The organism is Cupriavidus sp. FW305-26 (assembly GCF_058787975.1).
Genome location: NZ_JBYTAH010000064.1, coordinates 24138 through 44784, shown reverse-complemented (window position 1 = coordinate 44784; position 20647 = coordinate 24138). Strand labels below are relative to the sequence as shown.

Below are 20647 nucleotides of genomic sequence, written 5' to 3'. Positions count from 1 at the left end.
GCTTTATGACCGCAATCTTTGGTCGATCGTCGGAGCTCAATCGTGTTACCCGACATAATCCGGTAGGGTATATAGTGGCGCTTATATCGCCGGGAAGATAAGCGGCACACTCATGCGACTCATGCACTGGCGCGCGGCGCGGAATTGACGACAGTGAGGGACAACCTGCGTCACGCCTCGATCTCGACCACCTCGATCTACCTGCACGGCGACGAGATGAAACGGGCACGGCAAATCGGCGCGGCGTTTTCCGCGCCCTAGTGGCTTAGTGCGATGGCCCGGAGAGCAGGCGGGGAGTGGAGGGCGCTCGAGCCGGTCGAACGCCATTAGCCGGAATCGCGATCTGCAACGGCTATATCGATTTCCTTATCGCCGCATACCTTTCAAGGGTCTGTTTCCGCGCAACTTCGTGCTGCACGATCGGGGGTGGATAGTTCTCTCCAAGCTTCACCCCCGCTGTAGCCAGTACATTCACAGGCGCCGTCCATGGCGCATGGATGTACTGGTCCGGCATCTGTGCCAGCACCGGCAAGTACTTGCGAATAAATCGCCCCTGTGGATCAAATTTCTCCGATTGCTTGACCGGATTGAAGATACGGAAGTACGGCTGTGCATCGCAGCCCGTTGACGCAGCCCACTGCCACCCGCCGTTGTTGGCCGAGAAATCGAAATCATTGAGCTGGTCGGCGAAATATTGCTCGCCGCGTCGCCAGTCGACGCCGAGATCCTTGACGAGAAAGCTCGCAGTCACCATCCGTAGACGATTATGCATGTAGCCGCTCTGGCGGATCTGCAGCATCGCGGCATCGACCAGCGGATAGCCGGTCTGCGCGTCGCACCATGCCTGAAAGTATTTGTCACCCGTGACAGAGTCGACCCACTGCAGCGCATCGTATTCGGGGCGGAAAGACTTGCCGTCGGCCACGCGGGGATGGTGGTGGAGGATCATGAAATAGAAGTCGCGCCAGATCAGTTCGGATAGCCAGACGGCCGCGCCGGCGCTTTCGCTGCCGCCGCGCAGTACGGCGTCAAGCGCGGCTCGCGCCAGCGTGCGGATGGAGATCGTGCCGAAGCGCAGGTGTACCGATAGGTAGCTCGGGCCGCGCAGCGAGGGGAAATCTCGCCGGTAGCCATAATCGCCGATGCGGTCGATGAATTCATCGAACAGTGCACGGGCGCCATCACTGCCCGTGGGCATTGCAATCTCGGCAAGATTGCTGGCAGCGAAGCCGAGATCGTGCAGCATCGGCGAAGCCTTTTGATACTGACGGGGCACCGGTGCCAGCGCGCCCAGATACTGGTCGACTGGATACGGTCGAAGGTCGAACGGCTGCACTGCGCGTAACCACGCATTCTTGTACGGCGCGAAGACGCTGAAGGGCTGGCCTTGGCCGGTCAAGAGCTCGTCAGCCTCGAAGATAACCTGGTCCTTGAATGTGAACAGCACTCGGGAGTCGGAAGCCAGTGCCTGACGCACGGCCGTGTCACGCCGCTTCGCGGCAGGTTCGTAGTCGTGGTTCGTGAAGACGGCATCGGCATCGAGTTCGGCCGCCAGCCTGGGAATGGCATCGCGCGCGATATCGTCAAGCACGATCAGGCCGCCGCCCGCATCGGTCAGCGTCCTGCGTAACGGCTCTAACGACCTCAGGATGAACTCTGCACGTCGATCGACCTTGCGTCCGCGTGCAATCAGCGGGTCAAGGATTTCGCGATCGAAGACAAACACGCACCACACTTGGCGGCAGTGCTTGAGGGCATAGTGCAGCGCTGCATGGTCGTCGGCGCGCAGGTCGCGCCGGAACCAGACCAGGCCACGCGCGAACTCCAGGTCGATTCGGTATGGCAGGCGTCCGGTGCCGGCTGTTTCAGAAGCAGGGGAAAGGGGTTTCGGCATTGCCGTAATTTAGTCCCATGCAGCGTTGTCGCACAGCCCCATTTGCGGGTATTGCCTGCACCGCGGCTTGGCAGGATCAGCGTGACCCCAGAAACCGGGCTGCCTTCTGATGGATCCTGGAAGCTGAGCCGTACGTCGAATTGACCGGCGATAGCCTGCATATTCCGCACGGATTCGTGCCCGTTCCCACCCGACATACCGGATGCCAGCAGATTGGTGGATTTCCGGCGGCTTTGGATGCGCTGCGAAGATCTCGCCGACGCGATGATCATGTGGGGGAAAGTGAGGCCGGCGCTACCGTAAGGTGGAGATAGGGTTTGGCAGAAGATTTGTATCTGGAGGTGCCAACCGCCTGTTTGACCGCGCGCCGCTTCAATTCTTGAACTTGTGCGGCGCATCGTATATTTTCGAGGGGCATTCCGGTGGTTGCCGCCGTGCCGGCCGGTGCCTGTCACGATGATCGGGTTCATGCAAGCCGCACTCGATAACGCATGCCCGGAACAACGGTTGTCAACCCCGTCCGCGCAGTGCGCGCGTGACCCTGCGCAGTTGCTTATCGCTGCCCCCCCTTGCTCCTGCCCATCAGAAAGGAGCTGCCATGGATGCAGTCCGGACATTGCTCGAAACCCAGCCGCTGCTCACGCTGTTCCTCACGGTTGCACTGGGCTATGTCTTCGGCGAGATCAATATCAAGGGCGTGTCGCTCGGTTCGGGCGCGGTGCTGTTCGTGGGGCTGGCGATCGGCGGGTTCGCGCCGAAATCCGCGCCGCCTGCCATCCTTGGCACCCTAGGGCTGCTGCTCTTTCTCTATGGCATTGGGATCCAGTACGGGGAGCAGTTCTTTAAGGGTCTGACCAGCCCCGATGGCATCAAGGCCAACGCCGCTGCGGTCCTTGGCGTGGTTGGCTCCGGACTGCTCGCGGTTGCGTTGGTGCCGCTGGTCGGCGTGAAGCTAGACGAGTCGCTAGGCATGTTCTCCGGCGCGGGCACCAGCACGGCAAGCCTGCAGGCCGCGATGGCGGCGATGAAGAGCGACGGCGCCGCGGTGGGCTACAGCGTCGCATACCCAGTCGGCGTGGCAGGGCCGATCCTGTTTCTGTATGCCCTCACCGCGCTGCTCAAGCCGAATATCGTGCGGCCGCCGCCAAAGCTGATCGAGACCGCCGAGATTGCGCTGACGAACCCGGCGTTTATCGGCGCGCGGCTGTCGGAGGTGGTAGCGCGCCTACCGGACGGGGTGGCGATTGCCGCCGTGCGTCGCGCCCACCACAACCACCCCTCCGCCGACGACCTGGTCCTGCAGGCCAACGACGTGCTGCTCGCGACCGCCACTGACCCGGCCGTGCTGCGTGAAGCCACCTCGCTGTGCGGGGAACTGCAGCCGGGCCGCATGACAAGCCATCGCGAAGATCTGGACTATATGCGCGTGTTCGCCTCAAGCCGGCTCGTGGTCGGGCACACGCTGCGCGATATCCGCTTTCCCGAAGGCATGGTCTGCTCGATCGCCCATGTGCGGCGCGGTGATGCGGACCTGATGCCCCGCGATGACCTCACCCTCGAGTTCGGTGACCGCGTCGGCCTGCTGGTCAATCGCGCCCACATGAAGCCGATTCGCGCGCTGTTCGGCGACTCCATCAAGGGCACCGCCGAGCTGAGCTTTATCTCGATCGGCATCGGCGCGGCCCTCGGGCTGCTGGTGGGGCTGATCCCGGTGCCGATTCCCGGCGTCGGCACGCTGGCGCTGGGGCTAGCGGCGCTGCTGCTGGTCGCCCTCATGCTCGGCCGGGTGCGCCGTCTCGGACCGTTCGTCTGGACCATGCCGCTGTCGGCCAACCTGGTCCTGCGCAACTTCGGGCTGACCATCTTCCTGGCACAGGTGGGCATTGCATCCGGGCCGAAGTTCTTCGCCACCATCGGCGTAACCGGGGTGTCCTTCCTGATCTATGGCGTGGTGATCCTGCTTGCCCTGCTGCTGATTACTGCGATTTTCTGCCTCTGGGTCTTCAGGCTGCCGTTCGACCTGGCGGTGGGCGTGATCTGCGGCGCCACCGGCAATCCCGCCATCCTTGCCTTTGCCAACCGCGTCGCGCCCACCGACCGGCCCGACCTCGGCTACTCGATGATCTTCCCGTCAATGACCATCGTGAAAATCCTGTTCGTACAGGTCGCCGCCACACTGGCTGGCGGATAGTGCAGGGCAACCTGGGCGAAGCGCGCCATGCGATTCGCCGCGGAGACACATCATGGAAATCGCCGTCTTCAGCGCAAAGTCCTATGATCGTCAACATCTCGATGCCGCGAATGCGGCCGAAGGCCATCAGCTCAAGTACTTCGAAGTTCCCTTGGACAATGAGACGGTGGGCCTCGCCGCGGGCCACGGCGCAGTGTGCATCTTCGTCAATGACCGGGCCGATGCGACCGTGCTGGAAGCGCTCGGACGCGGCGGCACCAAGCTGGTCGCGCTGCGCTGCACGGGGTTCAACAACGTCGACCTGAAAGCCGCGCAGGCGCTCGGGATCAAGGTGGTGCGCGTTGTCGACTACTCGCCCAACGCGGTCGCCGAGCACGCGGCGGCCCTGCTGATGGCGGTCAACCGCAAGATCCACCGGGCCTACAATCGCACGCGGGACTTCAATTTCTCGCTCGAAGGCCTGATGGGCTTTGACCTGTGCGGCAAGACCGTGGCCGTGATCGGCACCGGCAAGATCGGGCGCGTGTTTGCGAAAATCATGGTCGGGTTCGGTTGCAACGTGATCGGCTACGACAAGTACCCGTCCCCGGAATTCGAGGCCCTTGGTGGACGCTACGCGGACGAGGGAGAAATCGGCGCAAGCGCGGACTGCATCTCGCTGCATTGCCCGCTCACGCCCGAGACCCATCACATCATCAATGCCGAAACGCTGTCGCGCGCCAAGCCGGGGGCCTTGCTCATCAACACTAGCCGCGGCGGGCTGATCGACACGGAAGCAGTCATCGAAGCGCTCCGGAGCGGGCAACTCGGCGGGCTGGCGATCGACGTGTACGAGCAGGAGGCGGGCCTGTTCTTCCGCGACCTGTCCGGCATCATCGTCGACGACTCCGTGCTGCAGCAGCTAATCACGTTTCCTAACGTGATCGTGACCGGGCACCAAGCCTTCCTCACGCGCGAGGCCGTGACGACCATTTGCGAAACAACCTTGCGCAGCGTGACGGAGTTCGAAAGCGGCAAGCCACTCACGAACGAAGTCGGTGCCGGTTGAACACGGCTGTTGGCCTCAAATCGTGCCGCGCTAATGGCTTAAACCGCTCCCCGAAAAGCCCACGGTCGGGAGCAGGGCGCATGAAGAAGACTTCGGGAAATTCAAGCGGCTCGAAGGGAATAGGGCAGCAAGGTCAAGGAAGCCAAAGCCGCGATGACCCTGGCGTGGTGGAAATTCTTGCATCGACTTCAACGTTGCGAGCCGTCCTCCGTGGCTCCGCAATGCGCCTGGCTGCCCGCTCCGGCGAATGAACTTGCGAGCGAGCTACTACAAGGCAATTTGCATCAGCGTCCCGACATCGGCTGGGGGACGGTTGAGTTCCTGCGAGCGCATTACGGCAGGCGGCAGGTCAGAAAGGTTGATTGGCGCGAAGCCGAGGCGCGCGAAATAGCCGGATGCGGTCTTGGTCTGCAACACTATTGATGCGACCCCTTGCAGCCGGACGTCTGCCACGATTGCGGAAAGCAGAAGCTCGCCGAGACCTGCAGACCTTGCGCGCTGCGCAACAGCCAGTCCTCGAAGAAGTCCTGTTTCCCCATAGCGCTCTACGCCGGCACATCCGAGGAGCCCGGCATTGTCGCGGACCATGATGAAATGGGTGATATGTTCGCGTACCCCCTCGACGCAAAGTGAGGAAGCACGCAGGAGGGCCTCAACCTCAGGCCAATCCTTCTCAGTCGCATAGCGGGGACGCATGACATATTCCTTCATGCAAAGTTCGTCCCGTCATCCTACTTTTGCCGGGATGCTTCCGCCCGTAGGGATTCTTCTTAAGTAGATTTGCTATCTCCCGGAAGCAGTCTGGCCGGCATGCCGGGAAGACAACATTCTTGCTCTTCAGCGGAGTTCTTTTGCGATGGCATGCGAGCGCGAAGTCCCTTGCCTGCGTCAGCCGGTGGCCCGACATGCGAGATGCCGCCCAACGTATCGCTGTTGGGACAGCATGAACTGGCTAGTTCCAGATGAGCGTGGCTTCTTGCAGCAAGTGACCAGGCAGGATGTAGTCGCCGTGCTTGATAGCGAGTGCCTCGAGTTCGCACAGACAGTCCTCGGATAATGCCGTCATGTCGAACCGGCAGTAGAGGTGTCGCTGTCGGAATGTGAGTTTTTCTCCGCGGAGCCCTCTGGCTAGCGCATCTGCAGACTCCACACAGACATGTTCGATGGTTCGGAACTGTACGACGATGCCGCGCTGTTGCCCAAGTCGTCCGAGTTCGAGCGCGTCTTCCCACGCGGTTTCATAGTCTAGATCGACAGTACTATCTACGCGCGAACTGATGTGCTCAAGCGCGCTTGCTCGATCACGTGCGACGTATACGCTCATAGGGGAGTCTCCCCGATGGGGTCTTTGTGGAGAAAAATATATTCCGAAATCGGGGGCTGGGCAACCCCAATCGTACATGCCTTCGCAGCCCAGTTATATCCCGCGCACGTACGGTCGACCGGAGTCGGTTGGGCCGCAGCAGCCGGGCGGCTCGGCGCAGTGTCAGGGCCCGCACTGGGTGGCTACCTCCTGAGCCAGCAGTTTCCTAACACGTTCAACTTCATGGTGTTTGCCATCCCCGGCGTGGTGGCCGCGATCGCGGTCTTCCTAATCTCGGATCACGGCAAGAGGGAGTCAGGCGTCGCGCGGGTTCTGGCCGGCTCTGCCGATTGATGACGCTGGCGATATTCCTACAGTATTTGCGGAGACATTAATGACCAATAGCAATTCATGCGCATGGGAAGGGCGGATCTTCTCGAACGGTTGGGTGCCTGGCACTGGCAGCGTTGCGGACGTCGTCGAGCCGTCGACGGGGAAGATCCTGGCGACGATCGGAATCGGCCTTGCGGATGATATCGACCGGGCAGCTAATGCCGCGCAGCGTGCGCAGCCAGGATGGGCGTCCACAAGCTTCGATAAACGCGCTGAAATCCTCCGCGAAGCCGCGCGCCTATTGAAGGCGCGGGCCGACGAGATCAACGGATGGAACGTCCGCGAGTGTGGCTCGACGGCGGCGAAGGCAGAATGGGAGCTGCACGCTACCTACGAGCAGCTGCTCATGGCGGCGGCAATGCCGATGCGACCCGAAGGCGCGCTGTACGCATCGGCGATGCCTGGCCGCATGAATATCCCACAGGCCCAGGATGTCGCGCGTGCCATCCGGCAGCACGCCCAAGGCCAGGTTGACGGCCTTGTTACGTACCACGCCGTCCTCACGCATCTTGACACGGTGGCGTGGAATATCGACCCGCAGTGGACCGTCCTCGGTCAGGACAGTCTACTCCGCCCAGGGCGCGCTCAATCAGGGCCTTTTTGAATGCCATCGAGGCGTCTTGAACCGCCTCGGCAGGCATCGGACCCATTTACGAAATGGGCAATCAGGTCCTCGGGAATGGGGCGGCGGTTCACGGTTGGCAGCCTGACTGGTCGTGGTTTTTAGTGGCATACATGCTCCTTGGTGACATGTTATGCCTAAACACAAAATTTCTGACGGATCCGTCGGTTGCCCTAGTGATGTGACGCACTTTCGCTTTCAGGAAGACCCAGCCCTTGGTACTGTCGGTAGGACCACCAGGCGAGAAGCACGGATACCAACAAGCACACCAAAAGCGGAGCCAGACACAACGATCAGGCCGGTCTGGCAACCAATCGTGCAGACGCCGCTCGCAAAGCTACAGACGGCAGCGACGATAAAGGAAATCTGTCCGCGTATGTAAGACCACGGCCTTGAGCATGGCGATGAGGATTGCAACGAAGCGCGAGCTGGCGATTGCGAGGGTGTTGCGTCCGCTTGGGACGGCTCCCCTCACGCTTAAGCAAGCTGAGACTGCTGGCAAATTGCTTGGAATCCATTGGGCCACGGTTTATCACTTGCGCCGGCGCTTTCTCGCGGATCCTGTGGCGAGCGCATTGATACCTTATGACCGAGGCCCAAAAGTGTGAAAGCCGCGTCTACCAGCGACCATCGAGGAAATCGTGAATGAGGTCCTGACCGATTGGCTGCCGCGACAGCCTCATCTCGCTCATCCGCTCTTCGAGCTCGACGTCGAAATTCGGAAGCGATGCGCAGGGGCAAGTGTTAGTCCGCCAAGCAGATCTACCATTTCGCGACGATGGGCCGCCCATCGGAAAGAGGACGCCCTTCGGCTCGCAACGCAGCCGGGCTCTGAGATTCCACCAGGTCATCTTGTGGCGCGCTGTCCGATGGATATTGTGCAGATTGATCACACGCTGGCCGATCTGATCCTGGTTGATGATGCGAGCCGACGCCCAATTGGCCGGCCATGGCTAAGCATAGCCCTCGACGTTTCGACAAGATGCGTCGTCGGCGTATATGTCGGGATGGACCGCCCCAACGCCATGGTGACGTTCGGCGCACTTTTGTCCCATCCCGCTCACATACGTAAAGTAGTCACCGCTTGCACCTAATGTTGTCGCTGCTCACGGCCATGCCGCATGGGCTCAGACCACTTCAAACCGGGCGATAGCGAAGCAGGGCGGACCGTAATTCCATAATTGCTGCCCGGGGCGTTTCGCTCACTGCCTGAATCCGCCCTTTGCACAGGCGCGCGACAAACGTGCCGCCGCCTTCCCGGAAAATCCAAAACCTCGCGCCGCCATCTGGCTCGCCGAGCAGGCGCCGCCTGCGGATATCGGCGCTGGCCGGGGCGAGGGCGGCAGCGACCGTTCAGCCGCTCTCAGCCGAGTACGTCAGCCCTGGCCCTTGCGCGTGCCATTGCGCAACGATGCCTGGCCAGCAGGCCATGGGCGTTACCCTGCAGCCACTGATGGAACTGCGACAGCAGCGGCACGGCCTCGGCCTGGCGCACCGCCAGCTTGTGCTCCGGTGACCTGTACTTGATGCCGGCTTCGATGGCATACAGCTTGGCGATCCACGCCAATGCCCCCGCGCGGCCAGCCCTGGCGTCTTCTGGGCGTTGGCGATCTCGAAGAAGCGTCGGCGGCAATGCGCCCAGCATCCGCCCTCGATGATCCGGCCGGTACGGCAAAGCGCATCGTGGCCGCTGCAGGCAGCCGCCTGCAGGTAGCCATGATAGTCGCGCAGGAAGTTCAGGGGATGGGCGCCGGCGCGGGATTCCGCGAACTCGAACAGCACCGCTGGCTGGTGGTCGACCCATAATCCGTTCTCCTGCCGCAGCCCGGCCACGAGGTAACCCCATAGATGGGCCTGCCGCGTGGTGGCGCGCCTGCGCTCGAGTAGTGGCAGCGTGGTGTCGTCCAGATGCAGGCGCGGCGCCTGCTGGACGTGGTTGCGCAAAGGCGGCAGCAGCTTTGCCAGCAGCTCGGCAGAAGCCAGCTTCCATTCGCACAGAGTGGCCCTTGGCAGGTGCACGCCCAGGCGCGCATAGCGCGTCTCCTGCCGATTGATCGGCAGGTGGACCACGAAGGTGTCGACCTGGATGCTGGCCAGCACCCCTGCGCTGGCGTTGCTCTTGGGCAGCGGCGAGGGCTGCGCGGCAGCGGTCACGATGGTGGACTCGCCGTCCTTCGTGTCCGCTACTGCCATCTCGATGTTCGGCCATCGCTTCACTCCTTATACCGTGAAGCCGCTACCCTTCTCATCGCTGCTCCTGCCTCACCAGATGGTTTCCGCTGACGCTTACGCTTCACCATGCTGGATGGACATAGAGCTGTCGGCGTACGGCGTCGCGCAGGCGAAGAAAATCGGCGATCAGATGCACGCGCTGTCGTTGCGATTCGATCCGGCTCTCACGTCGGTGCTGCGCCGTGCAGGGCATTGGATCTGATCCTCGATCGCAGGTCGCTTGCCGTTTCAGACTGGTGGCGCAGCATATCCTGTTCCAGAAAAGAAAGGGCGTCCCAGTTCCTGAAATCGGCTTGGGCGACTTGGGTCTCGAACTACTGTAGCAATTGGTTTCCGTCATTTCGGACCGCGCCACTGTCGCTCTGGATTCTGGCGGCGAGGCCATGGCCCCGGAAGAACCGGTCTTGGGGTGCACGGCCTGATTCCTGCCCCATCAAGCTCAGTTGCACATGCGAGGGATGCCGCACAGAACGGCGCATCCCACCTCTGCCACGCTCACAAGGAAGTGAGATGGGTCCAATTGTTCAACGGTGCGCCATTGTGTAGCGCCCCTGTCGGTTATGGACCTGAATTCGGTGAAGAGGCGGGAGAAGGCCACTGTGAATGACGATCTGAAGTTCGGCTTGACGGTGCTTGCTGTGCTAGGGGTCGTAATCTTTGCGACCACCCAAGCCATAAGTATGGACATGAGCATTGCCGATCTGGTTGTGCAACTGGTGCAACATGCCATTGATCTGCTACGCCATCTGTTCATACAGGTGCGCGCGGAGAATCCACCTCACAACTTGGCTTAGCGGTCATGGGCCTCTTCTCCAGGATATTTGCGCCAAGTCCCAGCAGGTGCATGGCCTTTCAGTAATTGTCGCGCTCAGGATCATTAGGCTGACGCCCGACCACTTCCAGCGGTTGCCACTGCCCGCCTACAATAGCCACTCGGGGAACTTCGCCGCGGGCGATTGGACGCCAAGAACGGGAATACATCGGCTGTCGCTCGACACGGCTTGGCTTGAGAGGGCTGACGAGTCGCTCGATTTTCCGGACGGCGACGACCCGGACTCAAACGCGTCGTAACCGCCGTAGCACCCTTTCGACTGCCGACAGGTGCTCCGGCGATGCGTGGGCAATGGCCTGGAATGCGGCCGCCATGTCCATATGCACGCGCAGATCGATATGCCCGGCCATCGCGCAGCAGGCGCTTGACCATGCGGATCGCATTGGCAGGATGTCGGCGATTGCGTGGGCGAGTGCATTTGCATCCCGCATCAGGTTGTCGCCCTCGGCAACTGCGGAAACCAGGCCGATCCGTAGCGCCTCGCTGGCGTCGATTGGCGCGGCGGTGAAGGTCATCTCCATCGCCTTGGACAGGCCGAGCAATTTCGGCAGGCCCCATGAGCCGCCATCGCCGGAGACGATCCCGAATTGGGCGAACGTCACGCAGAAGGTGGCATGCGGGCTGGCGAAACGGATGTCGCAGTAGGTGGGGATGTCGGCTTGCTGCAAGGCCAGCGGCACCGCTGTACGGTATCGCGATATCGCAACTGCACGTCTTCGGGCGTGCCTGCGGAAAAGCCTTCGCGCCGGGCCATCTGGCCCAGGTCGCCGCCGGCGCAGTAATGAACATTCCTACCGCGATAGGGAATGAGGTAAAGCGTCAAGGTCTCGACATTGGCGGAAATAGCGATCCGCAACACTTGCTGCGGCGCAGCGCATGACAGGAAACGTTGTAGAGCAATCATTAGTGATGGCGCCATCGCAGAATACGATGGCGGACCTCCGCACTTCGATATATATAGGGAAGGACGGTCGGTCGAGCGTAAGTTTCCAAGATTCCCACCTTGAGTTGCTCGAAGTGAGCATGCATCTTCCCCATGAAGGTTCTCGTGGGGACGACGAGCTACCGGGGGGAGCTGCCATCAACTATGCGTATTGCTACAAAACCGCTCAACGCATATGCAATCAGTGGTGCTAGCGGACACTTTGCGCCGTGCTTCAGAAGCCCTCGCATTTCGTGGCGATGGCACGCCCGGGACCGGCCAGCCGCGCAGAACGCCCGCCAGAGGTTGACGGAGAGCTATTAGGGACATACAAATTTGCAAGTATTGCCAGCCGTACCCGCAGTGCAGCAGGTATGACCAAGCGTGTTTGGGCCGTGCAAATTCTTGTACCCGGACGCGCATCTACGAGGAGCCCAAGATGAGCAAGACCTACAAGCGTCTGGACAAAAGCCAGGCGGCGGTATTGATGGTGGATCATCAGGCCGGCCTGCTGTCGCTGGTGCGCGACATTGAGCCGGACAAGTTCAAGAACAACGTCCTCGCGCTGGCGGATCTGGCGAAATACTTCAAGCTGCCGACGATCCTGACCACCAGCTTCGAAGACGGCCCTAACGGCCCGCTGGTGCCGGAACTGAAGACGATGTTCCCCGACGCGCCGTTCATTCCACGCCCTGGCCAGATCAATGCCTGGGACAATGAGGACTTCGTGAAGGCTGTCAAGGCAACGGGCAAGAAGCAGTTGTTGATCGCCGGAGTGGTGACCGAAGTCTGCGTGGCGTTTCCCGCGCTATCTGCGATCGAAGAAGGATACGATGTGTTCGTCGTGACCGATGCGTCAGGGACATTCAATGAAGTGACGCGCGAATCGGCATGGCACCGCATGGCCGAAGCCGGTGCACAACTGATGACCTGGTTCGGCGTCGCTTGCGAACTGCATCGCGACTGGCGCAACGACATCGAAGGGCTGGGAACCTTGTTCTCGAATCATATTCCGGATTATCGGAACTTGATTACGGCATATACGACCGCGAAGGGCGGAAGATAACGCAATCCGCCCACGATCAGCCATCAAAGAAGAACGCGATCAGGCCACGCGAGCCTTTGACAGGCGACGAGATTCGAGCGACCGTTGGCGTTGGTAGATAACCCGGTCAGCTTCATCGCTGACCACAACCACACTGTTGTTCGAGTGCAGGTCGATTCCACTAAACTTGTTCATGCCGGCCTCCTGTGCGTCACGTCGGTATTCGCAATTCGACTCTACGCCAGCCGTTCGACCCGAACGGAGGGAGGCTGGCTATATGATTATCAGAACCTCTTCTCGCCCCGCTGGAAACGAGAATGGCTGAATCCGTCGGCCGACGGTCTGCGAGGTTCACGACCGCCGCCTCGAGACCATCCCTTCGTCCACAGCGGCAATCTCAATGCTGTGATCAGTCGGATCGGGCGAGGAGCGGTCCGGCGTCGCGAACGCTACCAACACCTTGCCGACACGCCACGGTCGCGGAGTTAGTGGCCGCCAGTCATAGAATTAGCGGTCTTCAACAGCAATGTTGGCGAGGGAAGGAACAGCCAGCGGCTTCATGGCAACGACAGGACCGAAAGCCGACACAATAGCTTTCTGCGCCATTGAACGGCGGTCGTCTGCACCCGCTCACGCCACTCAGGGAGCGACGGTGCGTCAGCCCGCCTGCGCCGTTGCGAGCTCCGGCACCACGCCACTCGTCTGCAGCAACGTCTTGCGGAAGATCTCCACCAGCGGCCGCAGGTTGACCTTGTGCCAGGCCGCCCACAAGGGCGTGCGATAGCTGAACCACGACAGCTCGTGCAGCACCACGCCCGGTGGCGCCTGGTGGCGCAGGCTTTGCTGGATCGTGGTCACGCCGAGTCCCGCGGCCACGAGTCCCAGGGCGGCTAGCGGTTCGGTCGCCTCCATGGTGATCGTCGGCGTGAAGCCGGCTCTGGCGCAAGCCGCGATGAACGTGTCGTGCCGCAGCGCGGTTTCTTGGTGCATCACGCCGATCCATTTTTGCGCAGCCAGGTCATCCGGGCTGAGCTGCTCCGCTTTGGCAAGCGGGTGCCCTTCGGGCAGCGCCAGCAGCATCGGATCATTGAGCACCTGGGCAGCCTCGAGGTCTGGATCGTCTGGTGGCGGCGGCTCGCAGACGAGTGCGATATCGAGGCTGCGCTGGCGCAGCCCCTCCAGTTGAACGTCCGACTGCTGGTTGTACAGCGCGATATGCACCGCAGGCCGGCTGTCGCGCAGTTCGCGCAAGGCATTCGGCAGCACGCCCGAGTGCATCGCGTATTCCAGGTAGCCGATGCACAGCCCGCCTTCGTCGCCGCGGCCAAGCCGTCGCGCCAGCGATTCGAGCCGGTTGGCATGCGTGAGGAATGCGCGGGTTTCGGCCAGGAACGTGCGGCCGTCGCGTGTGAGCCGGATGCGTTGCTGGGAGCGCTCGAACAACACCAGCCCGAGCTTTTCCTCGAGCTGGGCAATCTGCCGGCTAAGTGGCGATTGGGAGATATGGAGCCGTTCGGCGGCGCGTCCGACGTGCTCGTCTTCGGCCACGGCCACGAAATAGTGAAGTTGGCGGATATCTAGCATGTCCAGTCCTGAATTCAGACCTCTAAGGAATCAAGTCTTTCAAATTCTGTCTTGGACAGACTTAATTGGCAACCCTAGACTGCCTTCACCCCAACTTAATTTGTGGAGCAGTCATGAGCATCAAGGACAAACTGGCCGGTAACGTACTCGGCTTTGGTACCGCCCCGCTGGGCAATATGTTCCGCGACATCCCGGAAGCGGAGGCGCAGGCCACCGTGGACGCGGCCTGGGCGCAAGGCGTGCGCTACTACGACACCGCGCCGTTCTACGGCGCGGGCCTGGCCGAAATCCGGCTGGGCGAAGCGCTGTCCCGGCACCCGCGTGACGAATACGTGCTCAGCACCAAGGTCGGCCGCCTGATCCTGGACGAAGTCGAAGACGCCAGCGCGCGGGCGCTGGGCGAGAAAAGTGGCCTGTTCGCCGCCGGCCGCCCGAACAAGCTGGTCAACGACTACTCGGCGGACGCCACGCTGCGCTCGATCGAGGACAGCCTCAAGCGGATGAAGGCCGACCGCCTCGACATCGTGTGGGTCCACGACATCGCCCAGGACTTCTACGGCGACGAGTGGCTGGCCTATTTCGAGACCGCCCGCAAAGGCGCTTTCAAGGTGCTGACCCGGCTGCGCGAAGAGGGCGTGATCAAGGCCTGGGGCCTGGGCGTGAACCGCGTCGAGCCGATCGAACTGACGCTGGACCTGACTGAAGCGCAGCCGGACGGCTTCCTGCTGGCGGGCCGCTATTCGCTGCTCGACCATGAGCGCGCGCTGCAGCGCCTGATGCCCAAGGCCGCGGAGCGCAAGACCGAGATCGTGGTCGGCGGCCCGTACAGCTCGGGCATCCTGGCCGGCGGCTCGCACTTCGAGTACCAGAAGGCGCCGCCCGAGATCATCAGCAAGGTCGAGCGCATCAAGGCGATCGCGCAACGCCACGGCGTCAGCATCAAGGCCGCCGCGCTGCAGTTCGTGCTGGCCAACCCGGCGGTCGCCGCCGTGATCCCGGGTGCAAGCCGGCCCGAGCGCATCGCCGAGGACACCGCCGCGCTGAAGGCGGTCATTCCAGCCGATTTCTGGCGCGAGCTGCGCGAGCAGCACCTGGTCGCGGCAAATGCGCCGCTGCCTGGCGACAGCAACTGATCCGGGACCACATTCGATTCAAGGAGTCCACCATGGCACAAGCTTCTGCAACGATCACGCTGCCGGTTGCACCGGACCGCGTCTGGCAACTGATTGGAGGCTTCGATTCGCTGCCCGACTGGCTGCCGTATATCCCCAAGAGCGAACTGAGCGAGGGCGGCCGCGTGCGCAGCCTCGTCAATCCGGACGGCGACGCCATCGTCGAACGTCTCGAGGCCTTCGACAACAGCGCGCGCAGCTACACGTACTCGATCCTGCAGGCGCCGTTCCCGGTCACCGGCTACCGCTCCACGCTGCGCGTGGTCGGCATCGACGGGGACCAGGCATCGCGCGTCGAATGGTCCGGCCAGTTCACGCCGGCCGGCGTGAGCGATGACGACGCATCGCGGCTGTTCGAGGGCATTTATCGGGATGGCCTCAAGGCCCTGGAGGCAACGCTGGCCGGGGCGGCATCATGAGAGGGCCGATGGCCTTGTCGCTGGCTTTCGCGCTTATGTTCGGCGCGTTTGCACCGGCGCAGGCGGCTGTTGGCGTGCCTGGCGAAGGGCGCCTCCTGTTCCAGTACGGCGAGTAAATCCGTGGGGTGGCGCGCCGTCGCGCCACCTGCAGTGCCATTACGACGGTATCTTCATCAGGCCGTTATCGATGGAAATCCGATTCGCATCGATGGCGCGAGGCTGCAGAGGAGGGAGCGACTCTGCCGTGGTCGGTGCGGCTTGCCCGGGCCTGCCGGCGCGGGGAACGGGATGAATCACCTGGCTGTCCGGCAGCGGCTTCCCTTCACGGAGATGCGCCAGCATGGCCTCCAGCGCGCGCACTTGATAAATGGAAACCGGTGCCATGCGCACATCGAAGCCAGGTGAAGAGATACGGCTCTCTCCGTGCATGCCGCCGACGACCTCGATATAACGCAGCCGGCTCGCGCTCGGCTCATTCCGCGATTGGGTCGCGGCGTAAGGGCGACTGGTGAAATTCGGGCCCTCGATTTCGTCGCTTCTGCCATGAACGATGATGGCAGGCTTGCCGCGCAGTCGCGCCGAAGCCGCAATCGCATCGATGCCCCGGCGCACCCGCATGGCGGCGGGGTCTTCGCCGGTGAACAGGCGGCGCAGGCAAAGGGCGGCATCCATATCGTAGTCGTTGCGTCCCGTCGAGCGGGAGATCGATCGACCGTCTTCGCGAGGCCCGCGCGGATCGTCGTCATTGATCAGCGCAACTTGCGATCCATCGGGCGTTCCGCCCCAAAGCCGGGCGAAACGCTGCGCCAGCAATTGCGGGTCCGCCGCCCTGGGTGCGCCGTCACGGTCGACCGACGCAAAGCTGAGCTTGCACAGGTGCTCGTGGACCCGGAACTGGCCGAACTGGCTGGCCTGGCCCAGCACGCCCTGGTTGCCGATAGCAGAGGCTGCCGTGGCGATGTCGGCATCCGGCAGGAAGCCGAAGTCATGCAGCTTGCGTAGCGCCTCTTGCGCCTGGGCTTTCACGGTCTGGCTGCGTAGCAATCCTTTCTCGGCGAGGGACTGGCAGCGATTGCTGGCAAAGGCGAGTCCGGAGGCGAGGGGATCGTCGGCGACTGCCAGTGCCGCACAGGCCTTGTACAGGTTTGCATACGACAGGAAGTCATAGCTGCTGCGAGCGGATCCGGCCCAGCGCCTGCCCCGGTCGTCGATCACGATGTCCGGGTCGGCACGGATATAGATCTGCGGCGCAAGCGAAACGACCCCGTCGAGCAAATGGTGGTGGTCCTGCTCGGCCGCCCGCAGCACTGCCCCGCCGCCGTTCGAATATCCCGATGCAATCACCGTGATGCGCTCACGCGATAGTCGCTGCTGGCCTGGCCACGTGCGCGATTCGAGCTCGGCAAGCGCGAACGCGGCGGCATTCAGGACGGCGCGCCCCCAATCCGCCTCCTGGTTCCACCCGGCACTCGCCCATTTGAAGGCCAGCCGGTTTGGCTTGGCATGGGCGAATTGCCGGGCTTCCGGCGCCCCTGTCAGCACGTCAAGACGCAGGTCGGGGGCTGCCGTGGCGGTGGTCCCATCCTGCGTCGTCGAAGTTCCGCTATCGAGATCCTGGATGCCTGCGCCCGTGCCCTTGTCAGTCCACGCGACGGCACAGCCGCGCCTCAGTCCCCAGTACCCCGCCCGTTGCATGTCGGCCCAGACATTCTGGCTGCCCGGCGTGGCGGTGACCACCAGGCAAGCTGCGTCGGGCCTGAACGTGACCGGAACCTGAAGCAGGATGCTTGTGCTTCGCCCGGATGGACCGGCAGTGAACGCCAGCACTTCATCGCCGGCGAGCTTGCCGTCATCCTCATACAGTTTCCCCGTCGACGGATCGACGTTGGGTCCATACAGCGTGCCGAAGCCATTGGCGGGATTGCCAGGCCTGAGCAATACGGCGCGTCTCAATTCGGCCGCCGAGGGACGCAGCGGATCCTCGTAGGCCGGCCTGGCGGATCCGGAGAGCATGGCGGCGACGCCGTAGCCGCCGGTGATCAGGTCATCGCGTATCCCATCGTAATGGGTACGCCGGACAATATGCGTGTCCGGTGGCGGCATGGTCTGCGCCATCGATCCCGTTGCCGACAGAGAGGCCAGGCATGCGAGCAGGCCGAATTTGGCGCGCGTGGCGCCACGATGTATCAATGCGTTCAAGATTCCGTCTCCTGAGCCATGCGGATGGATTGCCGCTGCATCCCAATGAGTAATCGTTGTAGCGGTATGGGACCGGCATAGATTAGGAGGCTGCTCCCGCCGCGAAAAATTCTTTTTTTTGCGACAAGAATAATTTTTTGTTATAGGCGTGGCATGAAGCGCGTTTGCACCGCGCGTTTGCGACGGTACGGCTACCCTCCGCGTGCAGCAGGCCCCGTGGATTCCCGGCGCACAAGCTTGATGGGCAGGATATCGTGGACAGGCGGCGTCAGCGCTCCCGCGCGAATGCGCTCTATCATGCGGCGTGCCGCCGTCCGGGCCATGGCCTCGACGGGTTGCTGGATCGACGTCAGCCCCACCAATGGCGATCCGGCGAGCGGCATGTCGTCGAAGCCAATGATGGACAACTGCCCCGGGACTTCAATGCCTTGCCGCTTTGCGGCCTCCAGCACACCCAGGGCAATCGTGTCATTGCCGGCAACAATGGCCGTGACCCGGTCCGGCCCATCGAGCATTCCCATCGCGCTGGAGTAGCCCGACTCGCTGGTGTAATCCCCCCACACGAGCGCGATACGGTTCGCATCCACGCCCGCATCCGCCAGCCACCTGAGTGCGCCTTGTGCCCGATCGCGGCTGGTCGAGGTGTTCTGCGGCCCCATGAGCAGGCCGATGCGCCGATGGCCAAGCTGGAACAGATGCTCGACGGCGACCGCGCCGGCGTGGATGTTGTCGATCTCGACAATGTCGGTCCTGACCCTGTCCACGGACCGCACGACGAGAACCAGCGGCACGCCTCGGGCCTGCATTTCCGCAACGACGGGCGAATCCAGCGTCGCGGTGGCGAAGATCAGCCCATCCAGGTATCCGTCGATCAAGGGCCGGAACGCCAGGAGATTGCGGGCATCGTTCATCGAATCGATCATCAACGTGATCTGATAGCCGTACTCCTGCAAGGCATCGTGCAGATGCGTCAGGAACAGCGTCATGAAGCGGTTATGCAGCGCCCCGACGACGACGCCAATCAGCTTCGTCGATGTCTTCTTGGCGCGCCGCCCCTCCGTTGGCACGCGGTAGCCCATGTCTGCTGCCACCGCCATCACCGCGTCACGCGTTTGCATGCTGATGGCAGGGTGCCCGGCCAATGCCCGGGACACTGTCGAAACGGATACGCCAAGCCGTTGCGCGACCGCGTCCAGCGTGACCTTGTTCGTCGGCTTGTCGCCTCGCTTGATGTTTTCTGGCTGCATGATTTGCATTCGTTTGCGTGAATGCTAATGCCTGTTGGGCCGGATGCTGGTGCCAGATAGGGAAATTCTTGAGGTTTTGCACCAGCCTTGCATGCAAATCTGCGCGTACATTGCATTTCACTGCGCTTGCCGCATCACAGGGCAAGTTTCCTTTCCCACCTCAGGAACAGCAAATGGCAATCCAGCACCTCAAGCATGGCCGCAGCGCCAACGCGTCGTCGCGGGACGCAGCGAAAGTACGCGACACCGTGACCGCGATTCTCGCGGATGTCGCCGAACGTGGCGACGCAGCGGTCGCGGAACTGTCCGCGAAGTTCGATGACTGGCAGCCGGCAAGCTTCCGTCTGTCCGAAGACGAGATCGCAGCCTGCGTGCGTTCCCTGTCGCCGGGGCAGCTCGATGACATCAGGTTCGCCCAGGCACAGGTGCGCAACTTTGCCCAGGCGCAGCGCGAATCGCTGCGCGATATCGAAGTGGAAACGCTCCCCGGTGTAGTCCTCGGCCACAAGAACATGCCGGTCGACAGCGTGGCCTGCTATGTGCCGGGCGGCAAGTTTCCCCTGGTGGCTTCTGCCCATATGGGTGTCGTGACGGCCAAGGTGGCAGGCGTGTCCCGCATCATCACCGCTTCTCCGCCGGTTCAAGGCAGGCCGAATCCCGCAGTCGTCGCGGCCATGCATCTCGGCGGCGCGGACGAGATCTACACCTTCGGCGGGGTGCAGGCCATCGCTGCCATGGCATTGGGCACGCAAACCATCGATCCGGTATCGATGGTGGTAGGCCCCGGCAACGCGTTTGTCGCGGAAGCGAAGCGCCAGCTCTTCGGGCGGATCGGCATCGATCTGATTGCCGGGCCCTCCGAAACGCTCGTCATTGCCGACGACAGCGTGGATGCCGAACTGTGCGCGACGGACCTGTTGGGCCAGGCCGAGCATGGCTTCAATACGCCGGCCGTGCTGCTGACGAACTCGCTCAAGCTGGCGCAAGAGACCATGGCCGAGGTCGAGAGAATCCTGAACATTCTGCCGACGGCCAACACCGCCGGCGTGTCCTGGCGCGACTATGGCGAGGTCATCGTCGTCGATACGCTGGAAGAGATGGTCAGCGAGGCGGACCGCATTGCATCCGAGCACGTGCAGGTGATGACGCGCGACCCGGACTACTTCCTGAAGCACATGAAGCACTACGGCGCGCTGTTCCTCGGTCCGCGCACGAACGTCGCTTACGGAGACAAGGTCATCGGCACGAACCACACGCTCCCCACCGGAAAGGCGGCCCGCTACACGGGCGGCTTGTGGGTCGGCAAATTCATCAAGACCTGCACCTACCAGAAGGTGCTGACCGATGAAGCCAGCGCCATGATCGGGTCGTATTGCTCGCGGCTGTGCGCCATCGAGGGCATGACCGCGCACGGCGAGCAGGCCAACATCCGCGTACGGCGCTATGGGCACAAGGACGTTCCGTACGGATCGGCGGTTCCCGCCTGAGTCAGGCTTCTCAGTGAGAGGCAAGCGGGCACTCGTCACCGGCGCAGGACGCCTGCT

General features: G+C 62.5%; 19 protein-coding genes and 4 pseudogenes. 12 read left to right on the top strand and 11 right to left on the bottom strand.

Going from position 1 to position 20647, the window contains the following annotated elements:
- Window positions 1-102: 102 nt before the first annotated feature.
- Window positions 103-261: pseudogene (locus tag AC3WQZ_RS27810) on the top strand (tyrosine-type recombinase/integrase); the annotation flags it as partial.
- Window positions 262-352: 91 nt separating this feature from the next.
- Here AC3WQZ_RS27810 and AC3WQZ_RS27805 read toward each other — a convergent pair.
- Entirely contained in the window at window positions 353-1894 is a 1542-nt protein-coding gene (locus AC3WQZ_RS27805) for a cryptochrome/photolyase family protein (RefSeq protein ID WP_492301645.1), read from the bottom strand.
- A gap of 598 nt (window positions 1895-2492) precedes the next feature.
- Here AC3WQZ_RS27805 and AC3WQZ_RS27800 point away from each other — a divergent pair.
- Both AC3WQZ_RS27800 and AC3WQZ_RS27795 read left to right on the top strand, forming a co-directional pair.
- Window positions 2493-4085: an aspartate:alanine exchanger family transporter gene (locus AC3WQZ_RS27800; protein ID WP_492301647.1), complete on the top strand. Its 1593-nt coding sequence runs from the start codon at window positions 2493-2495 to the stop codon at window positions 4083-4085.
- A gap of 52 nt (window positions 4086-4137) precedes the next feature.
- A complete protein-coding gene (locus tag AC3WQZ_RS27795; protein WP_010811777.1) occupies window positions 4138-5133 on the top strand; it encodes a 2-hydroxyacid dehydrogenase in 996 nt (331 codons plus the stop codon).
- A gap of 267 nt (window positions 5134-5400) precedes the next feature.
- Here AC3WQZ_RS27795 and AC3WQZ_RS27790 read toward each other — a convergent pair whose 3' ends face one another.
- Both AC3WQZ_RS27790 and AC3WQZ_RS27785 read right to left on the bottom strand, forming a co-directional pair.
- Window positions 5401-5844: a GNAT family N-acetyltransferase gene (locus AC3WQZ_RS27790; RefSeq protein ID WP_011615230.1), complete on the bottom strand. Its 444-nt coding sequence runs from the start codon at window positions 5842-5844 to the stop codon at window positions 5401-5403.
- A 241-nt stretch (window positions 5845-6085) separates the two neighbouring features.
- On the bottom strand, window positions 6086-6457 hold the full coding sequence (locus AC3WQZ_RS27785) for a hypothetical protein (RefSeq protein ID WP_010811779.1): 372 nt from the start codon (window positions 6455-6457) through the stop codon (window positions 6086-6088).
- A gap of 15 nt (window positions 6458-6472) precedes the next feature.
- On the opposite strand from AC3WQZ_RS27785, the gene AC3WQZ_RS27780 reads away from it, so the two are divergent.
- Both AC3WQZ_RS27780 and AC3WQZ_RS27775 read left to right on the top strand, forming a co-directional pair.
- Complete coding sequence (locus tag AC3WQZ_RS27780; RefSeq protein ID WP_492301643.1) at window positions 6473-6790, top strand: MFS transporter; 318 nt, start codon at window positions 6473-6475, stop codon at window positions 6788-6790.
- A gap of 40 nt (window positions 6791-6830) precedes the next feature.
- Window positions 6831-7229, top strand: a pseudogene (locus AC3WQZ_RS27775) (aldehyde dehydrogenase family protein); the annotation flags it as partial.
- 18 nt (window positions 7230-7247) lie between these two features.
- On the opposite strand, the pseudogene AC3WQZ_RS27770 reads toward AC3WQZ_RS27775, so the two are convergent.
- Window positions 7248-7562: pseudogene (locus tag AC3WQZ_RS27770) on the bottom strand (transposase); the annotation flags it as partial.
- 758 nt (window positions 7563-8320) lie between these two features.
- Here AC3WQZ_RS27770 and AC3WQZ_RS27765 point away from each other — a divergent pair.
- Entirely contained in the window at window positions 8321-8545 is a 225-nt protein-coding gene (locus AC3WQZ_RS27765; RefSeq protein ID WP_492301642.1) for a TnsB C-terminal domain-containing protein, read from the top strand.
- Between the two features lie 269 nt (window positions 8546-8814).
- Here the strand turns inward: AC3WQZ_RS27765 and AC3WQZ_RS27760 are convergent, their stop codons facing one another.
- Both AC3WQZ_RS27760 and AC3WQZ_RS27755 read right to left on the bottom strand, forming a co-directional pair.
- Entirely contained in the window at window positions 8815-9096 is a 282-nt protein-coding gene (locus tag AC3WQZ_RS27760; RefSeq protein ID WP_492301646.1) for an IS66 family transposase, read from the bottom strand.
- A pseudogene (locus AC3WQZ_RS27755) lies at window positions 9054-9644 on the bottom strand (IS66 family transposase); the annotation flags it as partial. The gene AC3WQZ_RS27760 and the pseudogene AC3WQZ_RS27755, both read right to left, overlap by 43 nt.
- Here AC3WQZ_RS27755 and AC3WQZ_RS27750 point away from each other — a divergent pair.
- Both AC3WQZ_RS27750 and AC3WQZ_RS27745 read left to right on the top strand, forming a co-directional pair.
- On the top strand, window positions 9628-9885 hold the full coding sequence (locus tag AC3WQZ_RS27750) for a hypothetical protein (RefSeq protein ID WP_492301641.1): 258 nt from the start codon (window positions 9628-9630) through the stop codon (window positions 9883-9885). The pseudogene AC3WQZ_RS27755 and the gene AC3WQZ_RS27750 sit on opposite strands and share 17 nt — an antisense overlap.
- A gap of 397 nt (window positions 9886-10282) precedes the next feature.
- Window positions 10283-10477 (top strand): hypothetical protein, encoded by a 195-nt coding sequence (locus AC3WQZ_RS27745; protein ID WP_081050336.1) that lies wholly within the window; start codon window positions 10283-10285, stop codon window positions 10475-10477.
- A gap of 262 nt (window positions 10478-10739) precedes the next feature.
- On the opposite strand, the gene AC3WQZ_RS27740 is transcribed toward AC3WQZ_RS27745, so the two are convergent.
- Window positions 10740-11183 carry an enoyl-CoA hydratase/isomerase family protein gene (locus tag AC3WQZ_RS27740; RefSeq protein WP_231881402.1) on the bottom strand — a complete coding sequence of 148 codons (444 nt, stop codon included), beginning with the start codon at window positions 11181-11183 and terminating at the stop codon, window positions 10740-10742.
- Window positions 11184-11876: 693 nt separating this feature from the next.
- On the opposite strand from AC3WQZ_RS27740, the gene ycaC reads away from it, so the two are divergent.
- Entirely contained in the window at window positions 11877-12503 is a 627-nt protein-coding gene (gene ycaC / locus AC3WQZ_RS27735; protein WP_010811785.1) for an isochorismate family cysteine hydrolase YcaC, read from the top strand.
- 39 nt (window positions 12504-12542) lie between these two features.
- Here the strand turns inward: ycaC and AC3WQZ_RS27730 are convergent, their stop codons facing one another.
- On the bottom strand, window positions 12543-12677 hold the full coding sequence (locus AC3WQZ_RS27730) for a hypothetical protein (RefSeq protein ID WP_255266305.1): 135 nt from the start codon (window positions 12675-12677) through the stop codon (window positions 12543-12545).
- 462 nt (window positions 12678-13139) lie between these two features.
- Window positions 13140-14066: a LysR substrate-binding domain-containing protein gene (locus AC3WQZ_RS27725; RefSeq protein WP_011615232.1), complete on the bottom strand. Its 927-nt coding sequence runs from the start codon at window positions 14064-14066 to the stop codon at window positions 13140-13142.
- A gap of 113 nt (window positions 14067-14179) precedes the next feature.
- Here AC3WQZ_RS27725 and AC3WQZ_RS27720 point away from each other — a divergent pair, with 113 nt between their 5' ends.
- Both AC3WQZ_RS27720 and AC3WQZ_RS27715 read left to right on the top strand, forming a co-directional pair.
- A complete protein-coding gene (locus AC3WQZ_RS27720) occupies window positions 14180-15199 on the top strand; it encodes an aldo/keto reductase (protein ID WP_010811787.1) in 1020 nt (339 codons plus the stop codon).
- Window positions 15200-15231: 32 nt separating this feature from the next.
- Window positions 15232-15657: an SRPBCC family protein gene (locus tag AC3WQZ_RS27715; RefSeq protein ID WP_010811788.1), complete on the top strand. Its 426-nt coding sequence runs from the start codon at window positions 15232-15234 to the stop codon at window positions 15655-15657.
- Between the two features lie 156 nt (window positions 15658-15813).
- On the opposite strand, the gene AC3WQZ_RS27710 is transcribed toward AC3WQZ_RS27715, so the two are convergent.
- Entirely contained in the window at window positions 15814-17856 is a 2043-nt protein-coding gene (locus AC3WQZ_RS27710; RefSeq protein ID WP_143010742.1) for a 3-hydroxybutyrate oligomer hydrolase family protein, read from the bottom strand.
- Window positions 17857-18047: 191 nt separating this feature from the next.
- On the bottom strand, window positions 18048-19112 hold the full coding sequence (locus AC3WQZ_RS27705) for a LacI family DNA-binding transcriptional regulator (protein WP_234788250.1): 1065 nt from the start codon (window positions 19110-19112) through the stop codon (window positions 18048-18050).
- 164 nt (window positions 19113-19276) lie between these two features.
- On the opposite strand from AC3WQZ_RS27705, the gene hisD reads away from it, so the two are divergent.
- Window positions 19277-20590 carry a histidinol dehydrogenase gene (gene hisD, locus AC3WQZ_RS27700; RefSeq protein ID WP_010811791.1) on the top strand — a complete coding sequence of 438 codons (1314 nt, stop codon included), beginning with the start codon at window positions 19277-19279 and terminating at the stop codon, window positions 20588-20590.
- The last annotated feature ends 57 nt before the right edge of the window (window positions 20591-20647 follow it).